Below are 23,341 nucleotides of genomic sequence, written 5' to 3'. Positions count from 1 at the left end.
CGTAAAAGAAAATTCCGCTCGTAAGATGTAGGCTTTTTCAAAGGAGCATCGGAGTTGGCCTGCGACTGATCGCTTCTTCCAAAGGCTCCCTCAGCAGGCGTGGAGTGAAGGAGGAGACGGACGCCCTAGCCGCGCAGGTCCCCGCTCTCCATCCGAGGGAAGGGCGGCGATGGGCTGTCCGCTGCCCCAGCTCCCCCACTTACGACGGTGGCACGGCTAGGAACCGCAGACGTCGACGCGTCGTGCGGCGGCCGCCGAGTAATCAAATAACAAAGGAGGAAAGCGATGAGACATGTGTCCAGCTCCGACGAGGATGATAGGCGTCAGGACGCCGTGGAGACAGCTGCGATGAGATTGCTCCTGGCATTTTTCGTCCCTTTGACCTTCATGGCCGTGGCGGGTTTGTGGCTCATTACTAGTTGATGAAACAAACGCTCCGCCGTGTAGCCACCGACTTCGAGTAGACGAGGAATCGGACAGTATGCTGCCTCCGCTTTCGACCTTGGGCGGGGCGATCGTTTAGTGAGGGGAAACCCTCAGATTTCCATACGTCGGTTGGGTAGTCCAGCTTGCCGCCCTTGACCCCCACGTCAATGCTGTCTTCCATGAACCCAACGATCCTCCCGACCCACCGCGACCAAATCTCGGAGAGCGATCCGCCATCTACGGTCACCGAGAGGAAGCGATTTTAGTAAGCGCAGACCCTCGAAAGGTACTCCAAGCTCGATCTGAACAAAGCATCGGACGGAACTGTGAAGCGCGTTTCAAGCTTAGTGACACGAGATGCTATGGACCGCGTTGGTCAGATCACGTGTGTCAGCTCCTTGCGAGCCTGTTTCTTTGTCAGCACATTGTGGATGACAATGCAATCATCCCTTATTTCGGCATATACCCTCGCATACCTCGCTACGCGAAACTCGATAAGGCTCATTCCTCGGAGGCGAAGGGGCTTGAAGTTGGCCAAGTGACCGGCTTCCATATGTCTAACTAACCAAATTAACTCGTGCGCGGCCTCTACGCCTAACGCCCGGAATCCAGTTAACGCCTTATTTGTGATAAGGATTTTTGGTCGCGGAGGTTTTGTCTGATCTGACGGTTCTGGTGGGTCGGCCTTTTCGTCCACCCTAAGATACCCGAGTAACTCATCACGAGAAAAACTGCCCGACTCTATGGCTTTTTCGACTTTGCGCAGGAACTGATCCAGCTCAAAATTGTATTTGCTAATCTCAAGTTCCCGCGTCACCTTTTTCGCCTTCTCGGCGATCTTCAGCACTTCGATAGCGATGAATCGCGGCCCGAAAGTCAACGCGTGTTTGTCGCAGTTATCGCGCCTGCATGCCGGCACAAGATTTCCCAACCCGAGGACGTCGAAATCCGATTCTATGGCTCCATGGACAACTAGCGATGCGAACTCCTGCGGGGATATTGATTTCTTCACGAAATGGTCGATTTCCATATCGCGGAACAAAAGCGGACGGCCGCAGTAAAAGCACTTTTGGTCGTGCGCCAACCAAATGCATTCTCGTCGCCACGCATTGATATTCTGCTCTGACACCGCACGGCCTCGATCGTCTCTGGCACGTGTCCATAGACGTTAACTGTAAATGTTCGGTTGCGACCGGCGTGCGCCCTGTCGCCGAGCGGCGTCACACCGTCCGGTCGTCGATTCCTTCCAAGTTTGTCTGCCGCGATGGCCTGCGCCATCAACCAAGGTCGTGGAACTCGTATTCGTCGTCCACAACACTTGCGCGCCAAAAATGTCCGCCGTTCTCAAGTTGCTCATTGATCCACTGAAGCGGAACGAACTCGCGGTCCCACCAAACATCTTCCAATGAAGCGTTATATTGAAAATAGTAGTTTTTTTTGAGTTGCTCGACTATCAGACGCCGGGCCATATACTGCGGTGTGTCCGGTGCGTCACCGCCACGACCCGGTTCAGTAATAGGTTCAAAGTACGGCCACCGCATATGCGACTGCCTTAGCTTGCTGTTCACCTCTCGTAAGGGGGAGATAAACGCGCGACCGCCTCTTCCTCCACGTCCATCAGGTTGTGAAGCTTCTCCACCTTGCCCGCCGGCCACAAAGGTGTTTTCACCCGAGGCATAAGCATCGCCGCCACGTCCCGCTTCGCCCGGTGCTTCGGGTAGTCTTCCTTTGATATGATCTTGCAACGCGGCGGCATCAGGAAAAATAAAGGCATCACCTCCGCGTCCACCCCTCGCGACACCTCCTCCTCCGCCAAGCCCTCCGAGTGCGTCACTATTATTTCCGACCACAATTGCATGACCGCCATCTCCACCATCGTGGAGCATCCCATTCCCAGCCCGGCCACCTTCCGCTGTGCTATCATTTCCGTGTACACTGGCGTTCCCGCCGCGCCCCCCAGCGCCCTTCCGGTTCATGGACGTATCTCGATCTACAAGGTTTTCCCAATGGATGATGATAAGGCCGTTGACGGCCTCTCGCTAAAACAGTGGCAAGCAGCCTTCAGACCCGGGATCAAAGAATTTGCAGCGACAAAGTTCGTATATACCAAGGAGTCAGATGATCTCATAAGGATAGCGTTCGGAAATGGCGGGCCCTGCTTAGGGCCTAATGGGCAGCGCGAGCCTGTCTACACGCATGCCCTGACGATATCGCCTGAGTTGGCGGTAGAATTGGCCGGACTGTTGCTCAAGTTTTTTGCACAGCCGAAAGATCGAAGGAGTTCATCAAGCGCCGAACCTTAACCGCTGCCGCCATTTCCACCTTTGGCAATCGATCTGTTTCCAAGCACCGTGGCCGCACCGCCTTCGCCGCCATTGCTGCGTCCGGCATCGCCGCCGCGTCCTCCTACAGCCCGACTATCCTTGCCAGACACTAGGGCCTCACCACCTGAACCACCTTTCACGCGATCCGGATAGTGCGGCTGAAATGCCAGATAAATGGCCCACGCAACCAGTCCAGTTACCACCAATGTCGCAATCGCAATCGTCCACATCGGAAGTTTTGATGAAAATTGCGTGGTTATCACACCCATCGCGACACCAGCTACCGCGAGCGCGAGTGGAATCCAGATGGTAGCGTTTCTTTGCGACATTGGCGTCCTCCAATCGAAAGTACGCTATCACAACTCGTGATCTGGAAAAGGGGCAAGCAATCACAGTTTTTTGCGGGTGGTGGCCAGCAGCAATCACGGGGTGTGATCCTGAACTGCGTGGCCGACACGCGAACGGATCGGCATCGCGAGGTTTTGCTGCGCACGTCACATCGCCGCGAAGAGGTCAGGCTCCTTGTTTTCTGCGGTGTCCACCGAAACGGTTCTCAATAGGGCTGAGGGGAGGGGCCGCTGCAGGCTTTTCGCCTCTTCCCACGGAGCCGTCAGCCATGTCTCGACCTCTTCTTTGGTCGTCAGTATGACGGGCATCGCCTTCCCATGGATCGGGGCAACGATGTCGTTCGGTTCGCACGTCAGAAACGCAAAGAGATCGGTCGTGATCAGACCCTCGCGGACCTTTCGGACGCTCGTCCAATCCTTGACCCACATACCAGCGAAAAACATTAGGGACTGATTGCCAGTACTGGCAAACCAAGCATTCGGCGTCCGTCCAAGCTCGGCTCTCCGCGAAGGGTTCGGTTCGGCAAATCTGGTGAACGGCACGACGCAGCGGTTTTCAACCCGCAGCCATCGCTTCCAATGTTGGCTGCTCGTGTTTCGGATGTTAGTCGTGCCGCCGTCCGGCTCCATTCGTAGGAGCTCGGCAAAGTCGACGGCTATGCCCTTGGCGCGCAACTTGTCGGCCCGCTTGTTGGCATTGTCGAGCAGGGCTTTCTGAGATGACGGCATACCCCACCGAACCATGGCGAGTTCGCGTCTGTCTTCGTTGTTTCGCACGATCGGTGCTGGCCGGTCTGGGAAGACGTCGATGGAGGGTTCCATGTTGCCGATGATGTCGTGCGTGACCGACACGAAATTCCGGATGGCGTCTTGGGTTGTTGTAACGTTGTATGCGTTGCACATGGGCTGCGTTTCCTTATCCTGTCGAGAACGTCGGCCATTTTACGGATTGGCTCAAGCTCCGATAAGACCGCTGCCTTCGGTTAGACGGGCTGGCTCTTGGCGGGCTTGAGTGACTTCCTTTACAGTCCAGCCACCCACAGGTCGTTTCCAGCCGTTTTTGGCAGCTCGCAAGTCCGCCTCGCTGGCCGCCTTTCGCTTGGCGTCCTGCATGCCGGTAGCCCAAACAGTGATGCGGAAGCGCCCCACTACGAAGACATATCGATCAAGATCGGCCTGCCTACCCGCTACATACCCCTGTTGATACGACATCCTCGCGACGGCCTCATCGGCTCGATCGCGAAAACTCGGCGGCTGGCTGTCCCACCATTTTCGGAACGCCACGTCGGACCGCGTTGCTCGGGGAGACTTGCCGCGATCAAGCATCGTCGCTTCCTCGATCGAGTTGGGGCTTCCAGCCCCTGGTCATCCCTCGGCTCATAGCGCCTTCGGCCAAAGCCAATTGCATCCTCAAATGCTTGATATCCGCCAAGAGCGTCGCCACCGTGGCGCGCGCGTCGTCGTCATGGAAAGCAAGGGCTGCCTCGACCTCGTAGTCCAAGTCCTGTCGTGTTGACTGGCGTTTAGCTTCCAATGTCTTGCTCCCGGTATCGGCGGTAGAAGGCTTCAACGATCCCAGCGGCAGGCCCACCGTATACGAACTCGATAGGCTTCTTCATCGGGCGATCGGTGTTGCCTTTGTCAAAGTAACCCCACGCTCTCCCGGTGGCCGGATCAGCAGCTACATCGAAATTCCCTCTCGGACAGGCGGTCGCGGCGTCGAAAACTTGACAGGACTGGATGACGAGCCGACCTCGATCGGGCAACATGAGCAGCACAGCACTCAAAAGCGGGTGAACCTCCGCCAACGTCGCGTCCGACGGGGGTGTCCAGTAGATCGCTCTTGGTTTTCCAGGACGTGCGAAATCCTTTGGCGCAGCTTTCACGGCCAACTCCGTTACGTGCTGATTTATGGGTGTTCCTATTTTGTTCCAATTTGCCCCGAAGTCAACATGTTTACGATGGCGCATTCGACTTACGAGGCTAGCGGCCACTCGAGGTAATTTACACTAGCGACAATAACGGGAGGATGTCTCGAGCTTATGTTCTGCAAGTTAAGCCTAAAACAGTAGGTGTATATGTACTAGGGAACAATATCGGCACATAGCGTGAATTGATCCCGAACACTCTCGTAAATGTGCACTAATCTCCAATAGCAGACGCCCAGTCACAAGCTGCAGATACTTGATTTGTGTAATGTTAGTTGAATTTTTCTACAAGGTATTCTTTAAGATTTCTTAAAGACTATCGACTCCGGGTTCGCGTAACGAGGCTATGGATAAATTCTGTGGACGTTTGGCGCAACTCGGCGAAGGAAATAACGGGACATCTTGTGCGGGCCGTTCACAACTTCTATTTGATTATTATCGTTTTGATCAATCACTTCTAGGCTGCGCTGTGGCGAAACAAACTGTAGTTAAACGCAAAATCCTGATCGACGAGCCGTCCAAGCAAGATGCCTTTCATGGCAAGGGCCATGACCGGACAGCAGATGCTCTGGCGCGGGCTATTGCCGGGTTTGAGGGCGATGACCGCGCAATCGGTCTTGACGGTCCATGGGGGAGTGGCAAGTCTACTGTAGTTGAGATCGCGAAGCAAAAGCTCGCGTTGCTACAGTCCGAAACGGGTGTAGCGTATCATTTTTTCACTTTTGATATTTGGCAATCCCAAGGCTCATCGTTTCGTCGGTCATTCTTGGAGCATTTTTTGGATTGGTCGCGAGCTACGTTTCCGGCAGAAGACGTCAAAGTTGTCGAAATTGAACGCAAGGTTAAGGGGAAGATCAGAGAGGTTCACTCGAACAACCACTCCATTTTGGATTGGTGGGGTGTTGTGGTAGTTGTGTTGATCCCGATCTTGCCGCTGTTTTACATTTGGGCGAAATCCGCGTTCGACGCTGCAGGAGAGGAGCATTGGCGGTTCTTACTGTCGGGCCCATCGCTTGCAATGCTTGCTTTCGTGGCGGCACCGTTCATTTTGGCCCTGTTGCGGGACCGGAAAGATTTGGATGCCGCTTGGAAGCGGGGGTGGACCCCGTTTTTCACGCGGTACCGAGAAGATTTATCGAGGACGCTGCTTATTAATGCGAAGCAGTACGAGGATCAAAAAGTCACTCAGTATATTAGAGAGACTGACCCCAACGACTTTGAGTTTCAAAGCACGCTCCGGGAGGTTCTGGGCGTAATTCAATCAAAAACGTCGCGCGTCGTTCTGGTGCTCGACAATATTGTCGTTTGGCAGTTAACTGTGAGATTGCGACCGTTCTCTTCTCATTTCGCACTTAATTTGAGATTCTATCGGCCGAGAATCTCAAATTAAGTGCAACTGTGATGGCCCAAGCGCCTGACGCGAACAGTCTAATATCTCTTCTATAGCGCTGTCGAAGCGGGTTTTGTTCTCACCCCTCATATGGCCACTCAGCATACGAAGCATTTCGGGCCCGGCATGCTGGACAATGGCCACACCTGCCAGGAGGGCAGGGCGTAAATACAAGGGCAAGATCGGGTTTGCCGGACTCGGAAGATTGCAGATTTCCATCTGCATAACGCCGTCGAGATCAGGAATAATGACACCGAGCACTCTATAGCCCGACGGTTCGTAACCGGGCAGCGACTTTGGAACGCGTCGCATTAGCAGGAGACGGGCAATCTCACTCGGCGATACCCAGCTTTGGATATCACGCTCAGCCTCGTTGTCGAGCATTTCTTCCCCCATCAGCGCGGCATGGTGAAAGCCGGCGAAGGGAGCTTTGCCGTAACCTTCGCCAATTGGCTGCAGTGTGCCTCCGCAACGCGGGCAGGTGATCCGCCAGCCTAGGAATTGGCTTCGAAGGGTGACGGGCAATCCGTCGGCCGTTTGCCGACAGGTAGAGCATGATTGTCGAGGCTCCCTTGCGATCATTCGGCGTGATGATTGTGGAATATTCGAGAACGTCATACGGCGGACCGTAATGGGCTCGATCGAGAACATATGGGCAATGCGAGCGACTTGATCGTCGATAAGATTCAAATCGGCGGCGCGCAATGATAGCAATTCGGGAAGGCAATGCTGAAGCATGGCCAAGGGAGAGATCGCATAGAATGCGGCATGTCGGGCAATCCACGACGACAAAAGCTCGTCGGCGCATGGAGCCAGCCTTACCGGCAGTCGCCGTTCGCATAGGCTTGCCTTCACGCGAATGCTGCGTCGGAGTCGAATTCGGGCTCCCATTTCTCAATGGCTTCGTCGGTAATTCTCTCTCTTCCGCTTTCGATTGCCTCGATGGCCAGTGAGTTGACGATGTGGAAGATGTTGGCTGTGATGCCCTCGGTGACTTGTAGTATTCGGCGCAATGATTTCGCGGTTAGCACCGATGGGTGCCGCAATGGAGTATTACGCAGTATCAAGGCGACCAACATTTCGAATTGCTCATTTGCAGCCCAGCGGCTCAGTGTGAACTGGTCGAAGCGACGCGCCAATTGAACATCGCCACCAATGGCCTCGCGGGCGTCGTTGACGCCGAAGCAGACGAGTGAGATCTGGAGGCGGTTGCTGAGAAAACGTAAGGTATTTAATACGATGCGTTGCTCACGATAGGTCCCAGCTAGAATGTTGTGCACCTCGTCGATCACCAAAACCTGCACGCCAATCGCTTCCATGATCCGCAGTGCCGCTTGCTCCATTTGGGCAATATTGGCACGTGGTCGCTGTGGTGCGCCAAGCAGGGTCAAAAGTTCGGCGTAGAACCGCCGTTCGCCAGGCCGGCTGGTCATCTCCATTGCCAGAACCGGTGTTTTTAGCCTGCCGGTAAGCGAGTTGAAGCTTGGTGGGTGCTGGTCACGGAAGCGCTTCATGATCATCGTCTTGCCCATGCCGCTGTCACCATAAATGGCGAGCGACGGCATTCGCGTCCCACGCGGATGATCGACCAAGAGGTTCAGCCGATCGAGTACCTGCTTTGCACGCGGGTAAATGAGCCAGCGACGTGATCTTATGGCGCGGATACGCTGGTTGTCAGCTTCACTGAGCAGTTCGGCTGCGGTCACGGTCAGGTGGGAGATTTCTGTGGTCATGCCAGCTCACTCCATGTCCTCGTCGAAAGCCACAGGTTTGCTGGAGTCGATTCCCCGAAGCGAGCCCCAACCGCTGTCATCCACTTTCGTTTTTAAGCTGGAAGTGCTGCCTCGTCGTACTGTGGCTGTCGCCTTCATAGCGGCATCCACCAATTTGCGTTGCTCAATTGCCGTACCGACGATCGCGCGGGTGTCCACCTCTCGTCGCCCTTTCGCCAGCAGAGTGCGCCTTGCAGCCAAGGCTTCGTGTAGCGTTACCGAAGCCAAGGTGAGATCGGCGTAACGAGCTTCCACAAAGCTGCCTGATGGTCGTCGCACGAAGACACGAGACATATCCCTTGGGTCGTATTTGACGAGCAGCCGGCGATCTGCAGTCCCGACGTCGGCACTCAGGGCTGCCGACCAATAGCGCATTCCAAAGAGATGGATCCCGGTAGGCTGCAATGTACGCTCCTGCTCGGGGAGGAATGTCAGCCAAAATCGCATCCGGTCCGGCGGCAAGCGGAGCGGAATTTCACCCTCGTGCTCGCGCCATACCGCGATGGGCGGACGGCCCAGAGTGCGGTGGATTGAGTGATGGTAGTTACCGACAATGTCGAGGGCGATGTATCGCTCGAGTTCGCGCAGAGTCAGCGCCGAATGCCGCTTCGAATCGTATTCGCCAAGCTCCCGTGCATTGCTGAAAGTAGTTCCGGGTAACAAGTGGAGTCTTCCCATTTGGGTGCCGATCAGCCGCTCGATATGCCCGCCGAAGCGCGGTTCGCCCGGTGGTCGCCAGTCGATCGCTACGCCAGCATCGTCGCAGCCCCTTTTAAAAGCTCGGCTTCTGAAGTCGCTGCCGTTGTCGACATGTAGTGTCTCAGGGAGGCCGGCCACCGGCCACGGCTCAATGAGCTCGCGCTCTCGTAGCCAAGGTGATTTGTCAAAGACAGAGTGTAGCAAACACAAACTTGTCGAAAGTCGGGAGGGAGCGTCCATCGCGAGGTAGAACCCTGTCACCATCCGACTGCAGACATCCATTGCCAGAGTTAGCCAGGGCCTCCCGATGGGAAGACGCGTCTCCTCGTCGACGACAAAGATATCTGCTTTCGTATGGTCGACTTGGACGATCTGGAGTGGACGCGAGGCGGTGAGCCCTCCCGGCACGGCGGTTGTCCGCTTCACGATTTCGGATTCGCCCCGTTGTTTGGCGCGTTTGTGAAGGTTGATGTCCTTGAGACGAGTTTCGATCGTCCGGCGATGTGGCGGCTTCAGCCCCGCCGAGAGGCAACTCGTTCGGATATCCCGAACCAATTGGGAGATGCCTGGGCGGTTCTTTGTCAGGTAATACCGATTTATCGTGGTGAGGATGATTTCTTCTCGGCCTTTGTCGAGCACGCGTCGGCCGTCAGGACGGCCAGGTTTTCGCTCCACTAGCGCCATCACCGTTCCCCCACCCCGAAATAGCTTGATAAGACGGAAGGCAGTTGCTCGGCTGACGCCGAGTTCGACAGCAAGGAGCGCCATATCCCCGGATGTTACATCGCCAGACCGACGCTTCAGAAACTCTCGGATTGCGCCGGCGCGTCGACAAGCCTCTTCCCAAAGCTTTTCGTCAATTTCGTCTGGAAACTGATCATCCATAATAAAGCACCGCGGATTTCATCAATGAATGAATCTCACATTAAGTGCTAAAATCCAAGAGGCGGTCTCAAATTAAGTGCTAAGTCTCAAATTACATGCCGAGCTAACGTTTTGAAAGTGTTGGGACGGAATCTCACGATTAAATGCAAACCCACAGCGGAAGCCGTTGTGGGTAGAAAACCGGGAAGCGCTGTCGCAGCCGCGCCGGCGGCTGTGAGCGAAAGGAATTTGCGGCGGTTCAGGGAAAGGAGATTGGTCATTGGATGCTCCTTGATGGCAAAGCCGATGGGACGAATACGATTGAAAGTGTATGCAATGACCGTGCCAGAATTTACGTCGTTGATTACAAACGACAAAAGCACCTATGGCAACTGACGATCGTGAAACTGCATACAGTTTGACCGTAAGAATGTCTAAAAAGTACCCATTGGTGATTATTTATTCATTATGTAGGGCAGATCAGGAGGAGAGCGGTTATCATGCGATTTAATAAATTGTTTTTATTGAATATTTGACAAATCTCCGAGGCTCGGCAACTGTATGTAAGATAGAGATTCGAGAGACTGCGTGTACGAGATCAAGAAAAAGGACGTTGTCAGATCAGGAACCACAGTGGAGCAGATGGTCCGCGCGGTGGCGGATCTGGTCGTGACCGGTGCGTTGTTGCCAGGCGAGAAACTCGACGAAGGCTCTCTGGCTGAGCGTTTTTCGGTTTCCCGCACGCCGGTGCGCGAAGCGCTCCGGGAACTATGCGCAATGGGGCTGGTGGCCCGCGAACCCAACAAGAGCGCGGTAGTCGCCAATGTGAGTGAGCATTATTTGCATTCCATGTTCGAGGCTATGGCGGAGTTGGAGCGAGTATGCGCACGGTTGTCGGCCGAGCGCATGACGGTGGAGGAGCGGCGGTCATTGGAAATGGAACACTACAAGTCAGTGCGCCATGTTCAAACGGCCAGCTATGAGGAATACGCCGCCCACAACACCGCATTCCACACCAGGCTTTATCGGGGTGCCCACAACGATCATATTTTCGAACAGGTCACCGCTACCCGGGCGCGGCTGGCGCCGTTCCGCAGCGCCCAGTTTCGGTTGCCTGACCGGTTGGCGAAGTCCTATCAAGAGCACGACCTTATCGTCGAAGCCATCCTTCGCGCAGACGCGAAAGCCGCTGGCGAGCATGCGTTCCACCACGTGGAGCTGGTAAGCACCGCGAGCATCGTTTTCGCCACTCCCAGGCATCCTGTCATAGCGCGATAGCCTAGCGGGCGTTCGCCGGAGCTTGCCCTGGCTTCCATCTCGACACGACAAAGGGCCGGTGACGTGGTAGCCGCATGGCAGTAATTGTTTGGGCCGTCGGGATCATGGCGCCTCCCGTGAAGCCTTGGCCAACGCGCCCGATGATCATCATTGTGAGGTTTTGCGAGGCCGCAAACACTGAAAAGAGAGTGAATAGGCCTGCGGCTATTAGCAGGAAGGTGCGCAGATCGAGCACCCTGGCGAGCTGACCTGCGAGGGGAATGACGATGATCTCGGCCACTAGGTATGCTGTCGATATCCATGTTCCTTCCGTTCCGCTAGCACCGATATTGCCAGCGATTGTTGGGAGCGAAGAATTCACGATCGAGATGTCGAGGGTTGCCATCAAGGCGCCAATCGTGCCTGCGGCAACTGCCAATCAGGCAGATGCATCAGCATCCTCTTCCTCAGTTAGGCTTAATCCCTCGATTGTCGCCAAAATTCATCAGATCATCGGAATCACGCATTTTCGCTACCTTCTAGTAGGTAGCGTGTCAATGAACTTTACAGTGACTTCGCTGGGGGCAATTTCTTCCTCGGACAGATACAGAAGTGCAGCCAAGCACCGGTACCGCCACCTCCATCAACACGAATGATGTTGATAGGGAAAGCGTCTAACCCTACTTTATGTTGCATGTACTCAGTCGCAGATCGCTTCCGCCTCGATCTCGACCTCGTAATCGCCGATCAGATTGCCGGCCTCGATCAGCGTGTTGGCAGGAAGAACCGAGGCGAAGGCGCGTCCGTGCGCGCGCGACACCGGCTCCCACTGATTGGCATCACGCAGATAGATGCGGGTCCTGGCCACGTCTTCCATCTTGCCGCCAAGCGCCGAAATGGAGGCGGCGATCTTGTCGAGAATGTAGGTCGCCTGCGCGCCGGCATCGCCGGGCGCTACGCAGCGGTTGGTGCCATGAGTCGCGGTCGTGCCGGAGACCATAATGCGATCCCCCACCCTGACGGCCCGGCTATAGCCCGCGATCGGTTCCCAGATGCTGCCGGATGAGACACGCGAACGGCCGGGACGACCGGGTACCGGCTCAGCCGTGTAGACGGATGGAATGGCATCGAGATGGTGGCTGAGGTCGCCGGATGCCGTGAGGAATGGCGGCTTGCGGTATTCGTCGCCGCAGTCGCCGGGAATGGACTGCGTCTTATCAAAGGCAGCGTTCAACGCGGCGTGGTCCTCCTCGTCGAGCGCGAAAGAGAAGACGTTCAGATTGTCGCCGCGATGCTCGTTTTCGCCGATGCGCGCGCCGACGATGGTGGCGGCCACCGCATCGTGCTCCAGAACCCAGCGGCTCGCGACGTTGGAGATCGACACGCCGTGCTTGGTCGCGATGGTTTGGGCTGTGCTGAGAATGCCCTGGAAGGCCTGCCAGCCGCCGCCGGCGTCGATGAAGCGCTTGTACTTCGAGCGGCTCCAATCGGCGATACCAGTCGGTTCCGGTTGGCCCAGCCACTTCTCGGACAGAAATCCGCCGCAGAGCGTCCCATAGGCGAGAAGCTTGACGCCGCTATCGGCGCAGAGCTTCGAGAGCGCACCGGCCGCGCGGCGGTCGACGAGGGAGAACGAGACCTGATTGCTGGCGATCTCGATGCCGTCGGCGAGTGCCAGCGCCAGATGTCCAGCATCGAAATTGGTGAGGCCGAGCGCGCCGATCAGGCCTTCCCCGCGCAGGCGCTGCATCTCGTGCAGTGCGTCGAGCCACGCTGGATGCTCGAAGCTCCACCAGTGGAATTGCAGTAGATCCACCTTGTCGACACCAAGTCTCGTCAACCGCTCCTCGACGCCACGACGCACGACATCAGCCGTCATCGGTCCCGGCTCCGGGCACCATTTGGTGAAGGCGACTGGCCGCTGGCCGTTCTGATAGCGCGACAGCAGGCGACCGGTGATCAGCTCCGCCGAACCATAGTGATCGGCCATGTCGAACGTATCGAAACCATCCAGCGCATAGGCCTGCAGCACATCGGCGCCCTTGTCGGGATTGATCACGGTGCCGATCTTCTCGATGTCGGCCACCTGCCAGAGACCGCAGACGATGCGGCTGATGGAGAGATCCTTGGTGAGGGCTATGCGTGGGGGCGTGGTGGACATGTCGTTATTCCCTGGATGTCTGTTTGCGCTTGCTCGTCAGCGATGCCAGCGCATTTGAGGCGCCGAGAATGCCGCGAGGGCGCAGGAGCAAGATGAGGCAGAGCCCGACGCCGATCATGACGATCTGCAGCGACGCCGCGCGGGCCTGCTGTTCGGGCGGCACGAACGCTGAGACGGCGGCCGCCGACAGCGCCCACAGTCCCCAGACCAGCACCGCGCCGAGTATGGCGCCGCGATTGTTGCCGGAGCCGCCGACGATCAGCATCGCCCAGACCTGGAAGGTCAGGATCGGCAGATAATTGTCGGGAGCGATGAAGCCGATGAAATGTCCTTGCGCGGCCCCTGCCAGCCCCATGATGGCGCCGCCGATGGTGAAGGCCTGCAGACGAAAGCGGATAGGCCGCTTGCCGAGCGCCTGTGCAGCGCTTTCATCCTCGCGGATCGCGCGCAGCACGCGGCCCCAGGGGCTCTTGGCGAGATGCTGGAGCGCCAGATAGAGCGCCAGCACAACGCCCGCCATCAGCGCGAGATTGGAAAGGGAAAATGCCAGCGGATCAGCGGCAAGGCTGCCGAACGGGCGCGGAATGAAGCCGATGCCGAAGGCGCCGCCGGTTAGCGGTTGCAGGTTCAGCACACAGAGCTGCACCGTGACCGCGACGCCGAAGGTGGCGATGGCGAGATAATCGGATCGCAGCCTTATGGTGAGCGCACCGACCAGCCAGGCGGCAAGCCCGGCGACCAGCGCGCCGCCGAGCCAACCAATGGCGATCGGCAGGTCGAAACCGCCAAAGCGGCCGGGCGCATCCGGCGTCGTCAAAAGCGCCGACACATAGGCGCCGATCGCGACGAAGGCGGCGATGCCGACGTTGAAGAGGCCGGTCTGGCCCCACTGCACATTGAGGCCGAGGCACATGATGGCATAGGTCAGTGCCATCGTCAGGAAGAAGGCTGCGTAGGCGATCAGATCAAGGCTCATGCCGCCCTCCCGAACAGGCCGCGCGGGCGAAGAAGCAGCACCGCCACCAGGATGACGAAAGAGACAGCCGTCCGCCACTCAGCGCCGACGACCTGCACGGCTGCTGCTTCCGACAGGCCGACGATCAATCCAGCGATCATCGCGCCGGGAACGCTGCCAATCCCGCCGAGGATTGCGGCTGCAAACAGCGGCAGCAGCAGGTCATGGCCAAGATAGGGGCGGATCTGTACGAGCAGCCCGGTCATGATGCCGGCGATGCAGGCGAGGGCAGCGCCGACGAACCAGACGACGCGGATCACACGGCGCACATCGACGCCGGCAATGCCCGCCAAAGCCGGATTCTCGCTCACGGCGCGCATGGAGCGGCCGATGTCGGTGCGGGTCATCAGCAGGTGGATCGCGACGACCGCAACCAGCGACAGGCCGAGCGACAGGAGCTGATCGGGCGTCGCGCGCAGGCCGCCGCCGATCTTCACAGCGATCTGCAGCGCCTTCGTGTAATAGGCGGGCTTCGAGGTGAAGATGAATTCGAGCAGGCTGCGCAGCGCAAGCGAGGCGCCGAAGCTCGCCATGACGAGAATGATGATCGCGCCGCCGCGCGCCCGCAGACGGCCGAACAGCAACGCATCGACGGCGAGCGCCAGCGAGCCCGTGAGCAGGATCGCGATCACGGCCGCAAGCGGTAGCGACCAGCCGAAGGAGAAGGGGCCGATCGGCTTCGTCAACGTGGTCGACAAGAGCCCGAGGCCGCCGCTGACGGCGAGTGCCAGATAGGCGCCCCAGGAGAGCATCTCGCCATGCGCGAAATTGGCAAAGCGCAGGATCGAATAGGTAAGCGTCACGCCGATGGCGCCAAGGCCGATCATCGCGCCGGCGACCAGGCCATCCATGAGAAATTGAGGGTTCATGGTGCCTCCGCCGCCCGCTTGGTGGTGCCGAGATAGAGCTTGGCGATCAACGGGTCGGCGAGCAGCGAGGACGCCTCGCCCTCATGCCTGATCCTGCCCTCGACTAGGATGACGGCGCGGTTGGCGATCGCAACGGCCGCCTTGACGTTCTGCTCGACCAGAATGACGGTGACACCGCCGGCGTTGATCTCTTTCAGCATCGAAAACACCTCGCCGACGATTTTGGGCGACAGGCCGGCCGAGGGTTCGTCGAGGATGAGCACGGAGGGATCGACGATGAGCGCGCGGGCAACGGCCAGCATCTGCCGCTGTCCTCCCGACAATGCGCCGGCCAAACGTGTGGGTTTGCTGGCGAGATCGGGGAAGCGACGATAGAGCGCGGCGATCCGTTCGCCTCGCAGAGCCTTCGGCAGGACGGCGGCGGCAAGCTGCAGGTTTTCGTGGATGGTCAGCGTCGCGAAGATATTGTCCGTCTGCGGAACAAAAGCGAGGCCTTCAGCGATCTTGCGGTGGGATGCAACGCGGGTGATCTCCCGCTCACCGAGCAGGACGCTGCCTGAGTGGATCGGCACCACGCCGGCAATCGCCTTGACGAAGGTCGATTTGCCGGCCCCGTTCGGCCCGAGCAGCACCAGAAGCTCTCTCGGCGCCACCGAGAGATCGACCCCACGCACGATCGGCAGGTCGGGTTCGTAGCCAGCGACCAGCGCGCGGGTTTGAAGCGCCGGCGCGGTCATGCCGCCGCTCCGAGATAAGCTTCGATAACATCGGGATTGGAGGCGACGTCGGCGGGCCTGCCCTCGGCCAGCGGCTTGCCGAGCGCCATGGCGACAACGCGGTTGCAGAGCCGCGACACCATATCCATATTGTGCTCGATCAGCAGGATCGACTTGCCCTGCGCATTGAGCTCCAATAAGCGTTCCATGATTGTTTCCAGCAGCGCCGGGTTGACGCCCGCCGCCGGTTCGTCGAGCAAGACAGCCTGGGGATCGGCCATCAGGATGCGCGCGAGTTCGAGCAGCTTGCGCTGTCCACCCGAGAGAACCTTTGCGGGCTGCCCCTCGAGGCCCGACAAGGTCACGAACTCCAGCAGAGCGCGCGCCTTCTCGATCGCCAACCGCTCCTGCTGCCTGACGTAACCAAAGCGTAGGAAGTTTGCGGAAAGTCGTTCGCCATCCTGGGCCTGTGCGCCCACGAGCACATTCTCCAGGACAGTCATATCGAGAAACGGCTTCGGGATCTGGAAAGTCCGGCCGACGCCGCGGCCAATTCTCTGTTCCGGGCTTTCCTGCGACACTTCGCGGCCGCCTATCCAGATTTCACCGGATGTCGGCTTCAGGCTTCCGGCAATCAGGTTGAACAACGTGGTTTTGCCGGCGCCATTCGGGCCGATGAGGCCAACCATCTCGCCTTCGCCAAGCCTGAGCGACATGCCGCCGACGGCCACATTGCCCTGAAACGACTTCACCAGTTCGCACGCGTCGATCACGGCTCTCGCGGGTTCTGCCGCTTTCGTTGGGGCGTCTGGCACTGGCAAAGGCATGGAGAAAAGAAGTCTCTTGATTTGATTGATGATGTTTGATCAAACTTCACCCCATGGTGAAAAGCAACCGAAAAAAGCGGCGTTCCACGGAGCAGGCTAGATGGTAGTCCCCTCTGCAGGCGCCCATGCGAGGAAGCCCATCGATGGCGGTCACGATCGTGACGACGCGCTGTCGCCGGTCGGGCGGGAAACACTGCAGGATCGCGTCTACGCGCAGCTGCGCAAATCGCTAATCAACGGCATGTTCGACGCCGGCGATGTGTTGCGCATCGTCGATCTGGCCGAGCGGCTACAGACCAGCACCATGCCGGTCCGCGAGGCGCTTGGCCGCCTTGTGTCCGAGCAGGCACTGGAATCGCTGCCCAATCGCTCGGTGCGCGTGCCGCTGATCACGCGCGAGCGTCTCGACGATCTGGCCCGCGCCCGCATCCTGATCGAGGGCCAGATGGTTGCGCTGGCGCTGCCCAATCTGACGAATGACGATTTTGCCGTGCTGAAGCAGATCAATGTCGATTGCGATCTCGCTTTCGAGCAGCATGGCAAGGATATCGGCCATGTCACCTCGGCGCTGAACCAGCAGTTCCATTTCCACATCTATCATGCGGCGCGCTCGCAGGTGCTGATCCCGATCGTCGAGAGCCTGTGGCTGCAGTCGGGCGCGATCATTCGCAAGGCCGCGCATATTCATGACGAACAGGGCGGACTTGCTGCCACCAATCATCATTGGGCGCTGCTCGATGCGCTGGAAAATCGCGATGCCGAGGCCGCGATGCAATCGCTTTCCAACGACATCAGCCGCTCCTTCGATCTCATCCGCGGGCGGCTGGACGCCGAACCCAACGGCAATGCGTCGGGAGGTCACCATGCCTGAACCCATCGACGACTGCTTCGACCTGTTCGATCTGAGGGTCGACGTGATCATTCCCGAAGGCGGCGCGGTCTACTGCGGCGCCAAGCCTGGCGATCATTTCGAGCTCAAGGGCGAGATGCTGCATCTGCCGGAGGGACAGGGGATCTCGATCTACTCGCTCTCCTCCGTGCTGCCGCTGCTCGCGGCAAAGCAACGCCCGACGGATCGCAACGACTGGATGACGACGGACGCCGACATCGCTTGCCCGGACCCCAATTGCTCGACACGGCTCAGGATCACCCGCACGGGTATCCGCCGTTTCAGCCATGCCGCCACCACGGCGGTTCCCTTGAGTGACCAATAGGCTGAAAGACATGCAGCGCATCACCATCGCCCCCGGTTACGAAATCTCCCGCGTCATTCGCGGCGGCTGGCAGCTGGCGGGCGGCCACGGCGCGATCGATGGCGGCAGCGCTGTCGAGGACATGATCGCCTTTGCCGACGCCGGGATCACCACTTTCGACTGCGCTGACATCTATACAGGCGTCGAGGAGCTGATGGGCCGTTTTCGCGTCGCCTACAAGAACCTGCGTGGCATTCAGGCGCTGTCGCGCATCCGCGTCCACACCAAATTCGTGCCCGATCTGACGGTCCTACCAAACATCAGCAAGGCTTATGTTGAAGGCGTCATCGATACCTCGCGCAAGCGGCTCAACCTCGACTGCCTCGATCTCGTGCAATTCCACTGGTGGGCCTATGATATCGAGGGCTGGCTGGAAACGGCGGGCTGGCTGAAGGAGCTGCATGAGGCCGGCAAGATCGGCAAGATCAGCGGCACCAATTTCGACACGGATCATATCAAAGCGATCATCGGTTCCGACGTGCCCTTCACCTCGCTGCAGCTGCAATATTCGCTGCTCGACCGGCGCCCGGAAAAGCGCATGGCGGCGCTTGCCGGCGAAAAGAACTTCGCGCTGTTCTGCTACGGTACCGTCGCCGGCGGCTTCCTCGGCGATCGCTGGCTCGGCCAGCCGGAACCGGAACATCCGCTCGAGAACCGTTCACTGACGAAGTACAAGCTGATCATCGACGATTTTGGCGGTTGGGATCTATTCCAGGCGCTGCTGTCGACGTTGCGCGAGATCGCCGACCGGCACGATACCGATATTGCCACGATCGCAAGTGCAGCGATGCTGACCAAGCCAGGCGTCGCCGCCGTCATCGTCGGCGCCCGCAATCGGGATCACCTGACGTCCAATCTTGCAATCGGCGATATCGCGCTAAGCGAGAAGGACAGGGTTGAGATCGATGCGATCCTTGCGCAATCAAAGCCGCTCGACGGCGACGTCTATACGCTGGAGCGGGACAGGGAAGGCCGCCACGGCAGCATCATGAAGTACAATCTCAACAAAGGGGAACAAAAATGAGAACGACATTCCTGCTTTCTGCCATGGTAGCTGCCCTTGCGGCATCCACGGCACCGACGCTGGCCGCCGATTGCGACATCACCGTGGGCCTCGTTATGGAGCTCACCGGTCCGGCCGGTGAATATGGCCAGGCCGGCGCTAAGTCCGTCGAGATGGCCTTCCGGGACATTAACGACGCCGGGGGCGTCAATGGCTGCAAAGTCGTCGCCGACACTCGCGACAGCCAGAGCCAGGGCAACGTCGCCGTCGACCAGGCGACGCAGCTCGTCAACATCAAGAAGGTGCCCGTCATCATCGGTGGCATCATCTCGTCGGTATCGATCCCGATCCTGACATCTTTAACGGCACCGGCCGGCGTGGTGCAGGTCTCGCCAGCATCCTCGTCTCCAACGCTGACCGAGCTTGGCCGCAGCGGCAAGACCAACGGCGTCTTCTTCCGCACCATTACCTCGGATGCGCTGCAGGGCACCGCGGCCGCGAAGTTCGCGATGGACCAGGGCCTGAAGAAGATTGCGATCATCAACGTCAACAACGACTTCGGCGTGAACATGGTCAAGGAATTTTCGACCGCCTATCAGAAGCTCGGCGGCACGATCACCTCGACGACGCCCTATAACGAGAAGCAGTCAAGCTACTCCTCGGAAGCCAGCGCCGCGATGGACGGTGACCCCGATGCGCTTTATCTCGTCAGCACGCCTGTCGATGGCGCGACCATTGCTCGCGCTTGGGTTTCCGGTGGTGGCAAGCAGACCTTCCTGTTGAACGACGGCATGAACTCCAAGGACTTTATCGATAGCGTCGGCGCGCAGTATCTGGAGAATGCCTATGGCACCTCCTCCGGCACCAGCCCTACGGCGTCGACCGAGTATTTCAATGGCAACTACGAAGCCTTCTCCGGCGGCATCTCGCCTTCGGCTCCGGCCGCCGACCGCTCTTATGACGCGGGTGCAATCGTGGCGCTGGCGATCGCCAAGGCCGGCAAGGCAGATGCGGCCGCCATTAAGGCAGCCATGCACGAGGTCGTCGCCGAGGGTGGCACGCCCATCCATGCTGGCAAGGAAGAGTTCGCCAAGGCGCTGCAGCTCATCAAGAATGGCAAGCCGGTCAAGTACGAAGGTGTTATCGGCCCTGTCAGCTTCGACAAGTATGGCGACATCACAGGTCCGTTCCGCTTGTGGAAGATCAGCGGCGGCGAGGTGACGACGGTCGGTGAGTTGAGCGCCGAAGAGGTCACCAAGATTAAGACCGCAAATTGAATTGAGTGAGCTCGAGGATGCTCCACGAGCCACTACATGCAAGGCTCAGCGTATCGTGCACAGGTGCCGATGCTGTACCACCATCGGCACCCATTTCTCGTTGCGGATGACTAAGAAGAGGTCTATGGGGACCTACTTTCGCAGGCCAAAGACAAGGTGGTCCTTCACGGCCTGGACGATATGTTCGATCCGAACCTCGCAGGGTATTGGGGGGCGTCGGATTTCGGCTCGGCGCTCGAAAGCGTCATCCGCATTATCGAAGCCAACAAAGACAAGGTGGAAGGCATCAAGATCTCGCTTCTCGATGAAGAGAAGGAAGTCATCCTCCGGCGCTGCCTTCCGGATGGTGTCTTGTGCTTTACCGGGGACGATTTCAACTACGCTGACATGATCGAGGGGGATGGCGAGCATTACAGCCATGCGCTGCTCGGGATCTTTGATGTGGTCGCGACCGAGAAATGCGGCTTATCATCTGGAACGACTAATGACCCCGCGCTACAAGCTCACAAGGGCTGGGGTAGCGGCAAAAGTAAACCCCGCCAAATGACGAGCGAAGCTAGGGGGAGTGTCGCCGCATCGCTGCGGCACGTGTAAAACTTGCCGAACCAGGGAGGGTTCCAATAAAAAGGGCTCGCCACTCAATACACAGGCGAGCCCTTCTCGTGCGTCTTAGTTTCGGCATCTGCCTGCACCTCGACGACAATTCTATCAATAACGCGCCTCTTCGCGAGTTAGTCCTCGCGTAGCTTCCTTTCGATGCCCATCATTATTGATCATTCCTCGTCGTAACCCTTGCGCCATGCCATCAAGATAGGATTTGCGATACATAGAAGCCCTTTTTGGGCGCTGTTTCTTCCATCTTGCGCTGCAGCCTCTTGGTCCTCTCTCATGGACGTACCATCAGCCAATAGGACGCAAAAAAGTGGATGCTTCGGCGGGTAAGCCGCTAATCATACGTAGAACAGCGCAGACCGGGAAATTTTTTACCGACCGCAACTGACCGCTGCGGAGCCGAGCCACCAATAAGCGCTTGTGTGGATCGTATTCTAAGGTCGCGATCGTTTTGGTGTGGACGGGTAGTGTGAGCATTCCTAGATCTTTCGTCGAGACTAACTCGCGCCGAACTCGCAATATCGAGAGCATTAAACGCTCTACGAGCGGCCCCGGCAATACGGGCTAAAGTCGGTGGTTGTCAAACGGCCTCGGCGGAGGATCTTCCTCTCGGATCGGAGTAATCTAAGCTGAGATCCTCGATGGTGGAGCACTCTCGATTGGACCACTATCTGGCTGCACCGACGGTGTTGTTGCGCGCAAGTGCGCGCAATTGCCGAAGCACGATCGCCAGAAGAATCGCGGTGACCGTGAAGACGAACGAAGAATAACCGAGCAGTAGCCACCAGAGCATAGTCTCACCCCTCATTTGATTTACGAGGCGACTAACTCTCGAAGCTCTATCGGGTTCCAGCTATCGGACCTTAGTCCGGCGGACATCACCACCGCCCCATCATCAGCGGCTAGCGCTGGAAGGAACCAGAAGGGGCTGTATGCATTTCTGCCTCCGGTCGTGTGTTTGTGGCAGTGACCCTGCGTGGTGGAGATTGTATGCGACAGTACAGTTGGACCCTGATGAGGCCCGGAGCCGTTCCCAATGTCGGGCTTGGAACCCTTGATGAAGTAGAAGGGGCGATCCATCGTTGTCATCTGCCGGGAATACCATCTGCATCCTGGCTGATTGACGAGATGAAAGCCAGGCAGGATTCGACCGGTACCGCCAGATTTAATTACGCGCTAGGACAACCCCACGAATGGCGCTTTGCCTGGATTGCACAGTGAAGGCGCTTACCGCAAGGGCGTATCATTTGGGCCGGATGCCACCCAGTGCCCATTCATAATCTTATCTTGTCTCAGCCTTAGGTTCTGAATACACCTTAAGGGCTGAGAGGAGCGGTCTGGGACTAACCGGGCCCATAACGGCATCACTTGATGTGCCAAATCGCCTGACGTTGTGAATGGTCAGAAAAATCTGCGATTTTGAGGGTCAATTCAATCTGCGGCCTCTTCCACAGTTTGGATCTGCGTTTCGATCAATCGTCAACCGTTGATAGTCGAGTGGGTCATGCTAGCTCGGGTTGCGGAAAGCCCTTGGTGGAACTGTAGACCCCGCCATTGGTCACAAGTGCCCATACAATACGCGCGGTTCTGTTGGCAATCGCGACGGCTGCCACCGTGTAAGGCTTTCGTTTTACGAGGAAATAAAGCCACTCATTTGTACTCTGGCGCCCCCTTGCGCGGGCGACTATTGGAAACGCTCCGATAACCAGGAGCTTGCGAAGTTCCCCATTTCCTCTCTTCGAAATCCGGCCGTAACTCAGCTTGCCACCGGATGAAAAAGACCTCGGTGTAATGCCAAGCCACGAGGCAAAGTGCCGTGCCGTTTTAGAGAGCGTTGCGTCCGGGACGACTGCTCGGACAGTGGCAGCCGTGATTTTTCCCACACCTGGAATAGTCATCAGGCGCTGTGTAGCATCATCTTTCTTAACCTGGTCATCGATCGACTCTTCAATCCCGCTGATGTGCTCGTTGATAGCGTCGATGTGCTGGTAGACACTTCTCAACACGGTGCGCGCGGGCTCGGGTAGGTGGCTCTTGTCAGAGCTCAAGATCTGCTTGAGTTCGACAACGTTATGGTCCTAGACGGGACGACAAATCCGAATTCAGCCAAAAGGCCGCGCAGCGCATTGATGGCGGAGGTTCGCTGGCGAATGAACAGCGTTCGCGTTTTCATCAGAGTGGTGATTGCCTGCTGTCCGGACTTTTGATGGCCACGAAGCGCATTCCTGGCTGCGTCGCGGCGTTGGCAATTACTTCGGCGTCAAGAGCATCGGATTTATCCCGTTTGACGAATGGTTTGACGTATTGCGCGGGTATGAGCAACGGCGTGTGCCCCGACCTTTCAATCTCTCTCGCCCAATAATGAGCGCCGGCGGTGGCTTCCAGTGCGACAACGCATCCACGATCCTTCTTAAAGAAACCTGGCAATTCCGCTCTCGCCAGCTTGTGGCTGAAAACCTTGTCCCCGTCTTTGTTCATTCCGTGGACCTGGAAGGCCTGTTTGGCGAGGTCCAGACCAATCGTGCTAACCCGTTCCGTTTTCTCCTCCCTGGGATGATGTGGGAGGATTATAACTCGGGCCTCGATACGGGAGAGGATTGC

General features: G+C 58.0%; 25 protein-coding genes and 1 pseudogene. 8 read left to right on the top strand and 18 right to left on the bottom strand.

Going from position 1 to position 23,341, the window contains the following annotated elements; all coding sequences use genetic code 11:
- Positions 1-802: 802 nt before the first annotated feature.
- Together AC1DV9_RS14100 and AC1DV9_RS14095 are read right to left on the bottom strand one after the other, a co-directional pair.
- A complete protein-coding gene (locus AC1DV9_RS14100; RefSeq protein ID WP_477948537.1) occupies positions 803-1,438 on the bottom strand; it encodes a hypothetical protein in 636 nt (211 codons plus the stop codon).
- Positions 1,439-1,703: 265 nt separating this feature from the next.
- On the bottom strand, positions 1,704-2,171 hold the full coding sequence (locus tag AC1DV9_RS14095; protein ID WP_477948535.1) for a hypothetical protein: 468 nt from the start codon (positions 2,169-2,171) through the stop codon (positions 1,704-1,706).
- Between AC1DV9_RS14095 and AC1DV9_RS14090 the strand changes: the two genes are divergently transcribed.
- Positions 2,160-2,729, top strand: a complete 570-nt coding sequence (locus AC1DV9_RS14090; protein WP_477948533.1) for a hypothetical protein — start codon at positions 2,160-2,162, stop codon at positions 2,727-2,729. The genes AC1DV9_RS14095 and AC1DV9_RS14090 overlap by 12 nt on opposite strands.
- Here AC1DV9_RS14090 and AC1DV9_RS14085 read toward each other — a convergent pair.
- From AC1DV9_RS14085 to AC1DV9_RS14070, 4 genes are all read right to left on the bottom strand, one after another.
- The gene (locus tag AC1DV9_RS14085) at positions 2,726-3,079 is read right to left on the bottom strand and encodes a hypothetical protein (RefSeq protein ID WP_477948531.1); all 354 of its coding nucleotides are present in this window, start codon (positions 3,077-3,079) and stop codon (positions 2,726-2,728) included. The two genes, AC1DV9_RS14090 and AC1DV9_RS14085, sit on opposite strands and share 4 nt — an antisense overlap.
- A 165-nt stretch (positions 3,080-3,244) precedes the next feature.
- Positions 3,245-4,000 (bottom strand): SOS response-associated peptidase, encoded by a 756-nt coding sequence (locus AC1DV9_RS14080; protein ID WP_477948530.1) that lies wholly within the window; start codon positions 3,998-4,000, stop codon positions 3,245-3,247.
- Positions 4,001-4,051: 51 nt separating this feature from the next.
- Positions 4,052-4,423: a hypothetical protein gene (locus AC1DV9_RS14075; protein WP_477948528.1), complete on the bottom strand. Its 372-nt coding sequence runs from the start codon at positions 4,421-4,423 to the stop codon at positions 4,052-4,054.
- Complete coding sequence (locus AC1DV9_RS14070) at positions 4,416-4,598, bottom strand: hypothetical protein (protein WP_477948527.1); 183 nt, start codon at positions 4,596-4,598, stop codon at positions 4,416-4,418. Before AC1DV9_RS14070 ends, AC1DV9_RS14075 begins: the two co-directional genes overlap by 8 nt.
- 773 nt (positions 4,599-5,371) lie before the next feature.
- On the opposite strand from AC1DV9_RS14070, the gene AC1DV9_RS14065 reads away from it, so the two are divergent.
- Positions 5,372-6,415 carry a P-loop NTPase fold protein gene (locus tag AC1DV9_RS14065; protein WP_477948526.1) on the top strand — a complete coding sequence of 348 codons (1,044 nt, stop codon included), beginning with the start codon at positions 5,372-5,374 and terminating at the stop codon, positions 6,413-6,415.
- On the opposite strand, the gene AC1DV9_RS14060 is transcribed toward AC1DV9_RS14065, so the two are convergent.
- Genes AC1DV9_RS14060 through AC1DV9_RS14050 form a run of 3 tightly spaced genes read right to left on the bottom strand, consistent with a single transcriptional unit; the run spans position 6,407 to position 9,771 of the window.
- Positions 6,407-7,306: a TniQ family protein gene (locus AC1DV9_RS14060; protein WP_477948525.1), complete on the bottom strand. Its 900-nt coding sequence runs from the start codon at positions 7,304-7,306 to the stop codon at positions 6,407-6,409. The genes AC1DV9_RS14065 and AC1DV9_RS14060 overlap by 9 nt on opposite strands.
- Positions 7,267-8,148 carry a TniB family NTP-binding protein gene (locus AC1DV9_RS14055; protein ID WP_477948523.1) on the bottom strand — a complete coding sequence of 294 codons (882 nt, stop codon included), beginning with the start codon at positions 8,146-8,148 and terminating at the stop codon, positions 7,267-7,269. The genes AC1DV9_RS14060 and AC1DV9_RS14055 overlap by 40 nt, the downstream gene beginning before the upstream one ends.
- 6 nt (positions 8,149-8,154) lie before the next feature.
- A complete protein-coding gene (locus AC1DV9_RS14050) occupies positions 8,155-9,771 on the bottom strand; it encodes a transposase (protein ID WP_477948521.1) in 1,617 nt (538 codons plus the stop codon).
- Between the two features lie 621 nt (positions 9,772-10,392).
- Here AC1DV9_RS14050 and AC1DV9_RS14045 point away from each other — a divergent pair.
- Positions 10,393-11,028 (top strand): GntR family transcriptional regulator, encoded by a 636-nt coding sequence (locus AC1DV9_RS14045; protein ID WP_477948596.1) that lies wholly within the window; start codon positions 10,393-10,395, stop codon positions 11,026-11,028.
- A gap of 1 nt (position 11,029) precedes the next feature.
- Here AC1DV9_RS14045 and AC1DV9_RS14040 read toward each other — a convergent pair whose 3' ends face one another.
- From AC1DV9_RS14040 to AC1DV9_RS14015, 6 genes are all read right to left on the bottom strand, one after another.
- Positions 11,030-11,413 carry an MFS transporter gene (locus AC1DV9_RS14040; protein WP_477948519.1) on the bottom strand — a complete coding sequence of 128 codons (384 nt, stop codon included), beginning with the start codon at positions 11,411-11,413 and terminating at the stop codon, positions 11,030-11,032.
- Positions 11,414-11,707: 294 nt separating this feature from the next.
- Complete coding sequence (locus AC1DV9_RS14035; protein WP_477948517.1) at positions 11,708-13,168, bottom strand: aldo/keto reductase; 1,461 nt, start codon at positions 13,166-13,168, stop codon at positions 11,708-11,710.
- 4 nt (positions 13,169-13,172) lie between these two features.
- Positions 13,173-14,144, bottom strand: coding sequence for a branched-chain amino acid ABC transporter permease (locus AC1DV9_RS14030; protein ID WP_477948515.1), 972 nt, complete (start codon positions 14,142-14,144; stop codon positions 13,173-13,175).
- Positions 14,141-15,052, bottom strand: a complete 912-nt coding sequence (locus AC1DV9_RS14025; protein ID WP_477948513.1) for a branched-chain amino acid ABC transporter permease — start codon at positions 15,050-15,052, stop codon at positions 14,141-14,143. The genes AC1DV9_RS14030 and AC1DV9_RS14025 overlap by 4 nt, the downstream gene beginning before the upstream one ends.
- A complete protein-coding gene (locus tag AC1DV9_RS14020; RefSeq protein WP_477948512.1) occupies positions 15,049-15,789 on the bottom strand; it encodes an ABC transporter ATP-binding protein in 741 nt (246 codons plus the stop codon). The genes AC1DV9_RS14025 and AC1DV9_RS14020 overlap by 4 nt, the downstream gene beginning before the upstream one ends.
- A complete protein-coding gene (locus AC1DV9_RS14015) occupies positions 15,786-16,595 on the bottom strand; it encodes an ABC transporter ATP-binding protein (protein WP_477948510.1) in 810 nt (269 codons plus the stop codon). The genes AC1DV9_RS14020 and AC1DV9_RS14015 overlap by 4 nt, the downstream gene beginning before the upstream one ends.
- A gap of 100 nt (positions 16,596-16,695) precedes the next feature.
- On the opposite strand from AC1DV9_RS14015, the gene AC1DV9_RS14010 reads away from it, so the two are divergent.
- The 5 genes and pseudogenes from AC1DV9_RS14010 to AC1DV9_RS13990 form a co-directional block, all read left to right on the top strand.
- On the top strand, positions 16,696-17,466 hold the full coding sequence (locus AC1DV9_RS14010; RefSeq protein ID WP_477948508.1) for a GntR family transcriptional regulator: 771 nt from the start codon (positions 16,696-16,698) through the stop codon (positions 17,464-17,466).
- Positions 17,459-17,809, top strand: coding sequence for a TIGR04076 family protein (locus AC1DV9_RS14005; RefSeq protein WP_477948507.1), 351 nt, complete (start codon positions 17,459-17,461; stop codon positions 17,807-17,809). The genes AC1DV9_RS14010 and AC1DV9_RS14005 overlap by 8 nt, the downstream gene beginning before the upstream one ends.
- A gap of 10 nt (positions 17,810-17,819) precedes the next feature.
- The gene (locus tag AC1DV9_RS14000; RefSeq protein ID WP_477948506.1) at positions 17,820-18,872 is read left to right on the top strand and encodes an aldo/keto reductase; all 1,053 of its coding nucleotides are present in this window, start codon (positions 17,820-17,822) and stop codon (positions 18,870-18,872) included.
- A 23-nt stretch (positions 18,873-18,895) separates the two neighbouring features.
- Positions 18,896-20,128, top strand: coding sequence for an ABC transporter substrate-binding protein (locus AC1DV9_RS13995; protein ID WP_477948594.1), 1,233 nt, complete (start codon positions 18,896-18,898; stop codon positions 20,126-20,128).
- Between the two features lie 120 nt (positions 20,129-20,248).
- Positions 20,249-20,578 (top strand): annotated as a pseudogene (locus AC1DV9_RS13990) (DUF993 family protein); the annotation flags it as partial.
- A gap of 829 nt (positions 20,579-21,407) precedes the next feature.
- Here the strand turns inward: AC1DV9_RS13990 and AC1DV9_RS13985 are convergent.
- The 3 genes from AC1DV9_RS13985 to AC1DV9_RS13975 form a co-directional block, all read right to left on the bottom strand.
- Positions 21,408-21,533 (bottom strand): hypothetical protein, encoded by a 126-nt coding sequence (locus AC1DV9_RS13985; protein WP_477948505.1) that lies wholly within the window; start codon positions 21,531-21,533, stop codon positions 21,408-21,410.
- A gap of 709 nt (positions 21,534-22,242) precedes the next feature.
- Positions 22,243-22,788 carry an IS110 family RNA-guided transposase gene (locus AC1DV9_RS13980; protein WP_477948504.1) on the bottom strand — a complete coding sequence of 182 codons (546 nt, stop codon included), beginning with the start codon at positions 22,786-22,788 and terminating at the stop codon, positions 22,243-22,245.
- Between the two features lie 124 nt (positions 22,789-22,912).
- Entirely contained in the window at positions 22,913-23,218 is a 306-nt protein-coding gene (locus tag AC1DV9_RS13975; protein WP_477948502.1) for a hypothetical protein, read from the bottom strand.
- Between the last annotated feature and the right edge of the window lie 123 nt (positions 23,219-23,341).

Source organism: Rhizobium sp. 01L410, assembly GCF_056400165.1.
The sequence above is the reverse complement of the archived record's forward strand: the minus strand, read 5'-3'. Positions and strand labels throughout refer to the sequence as shown.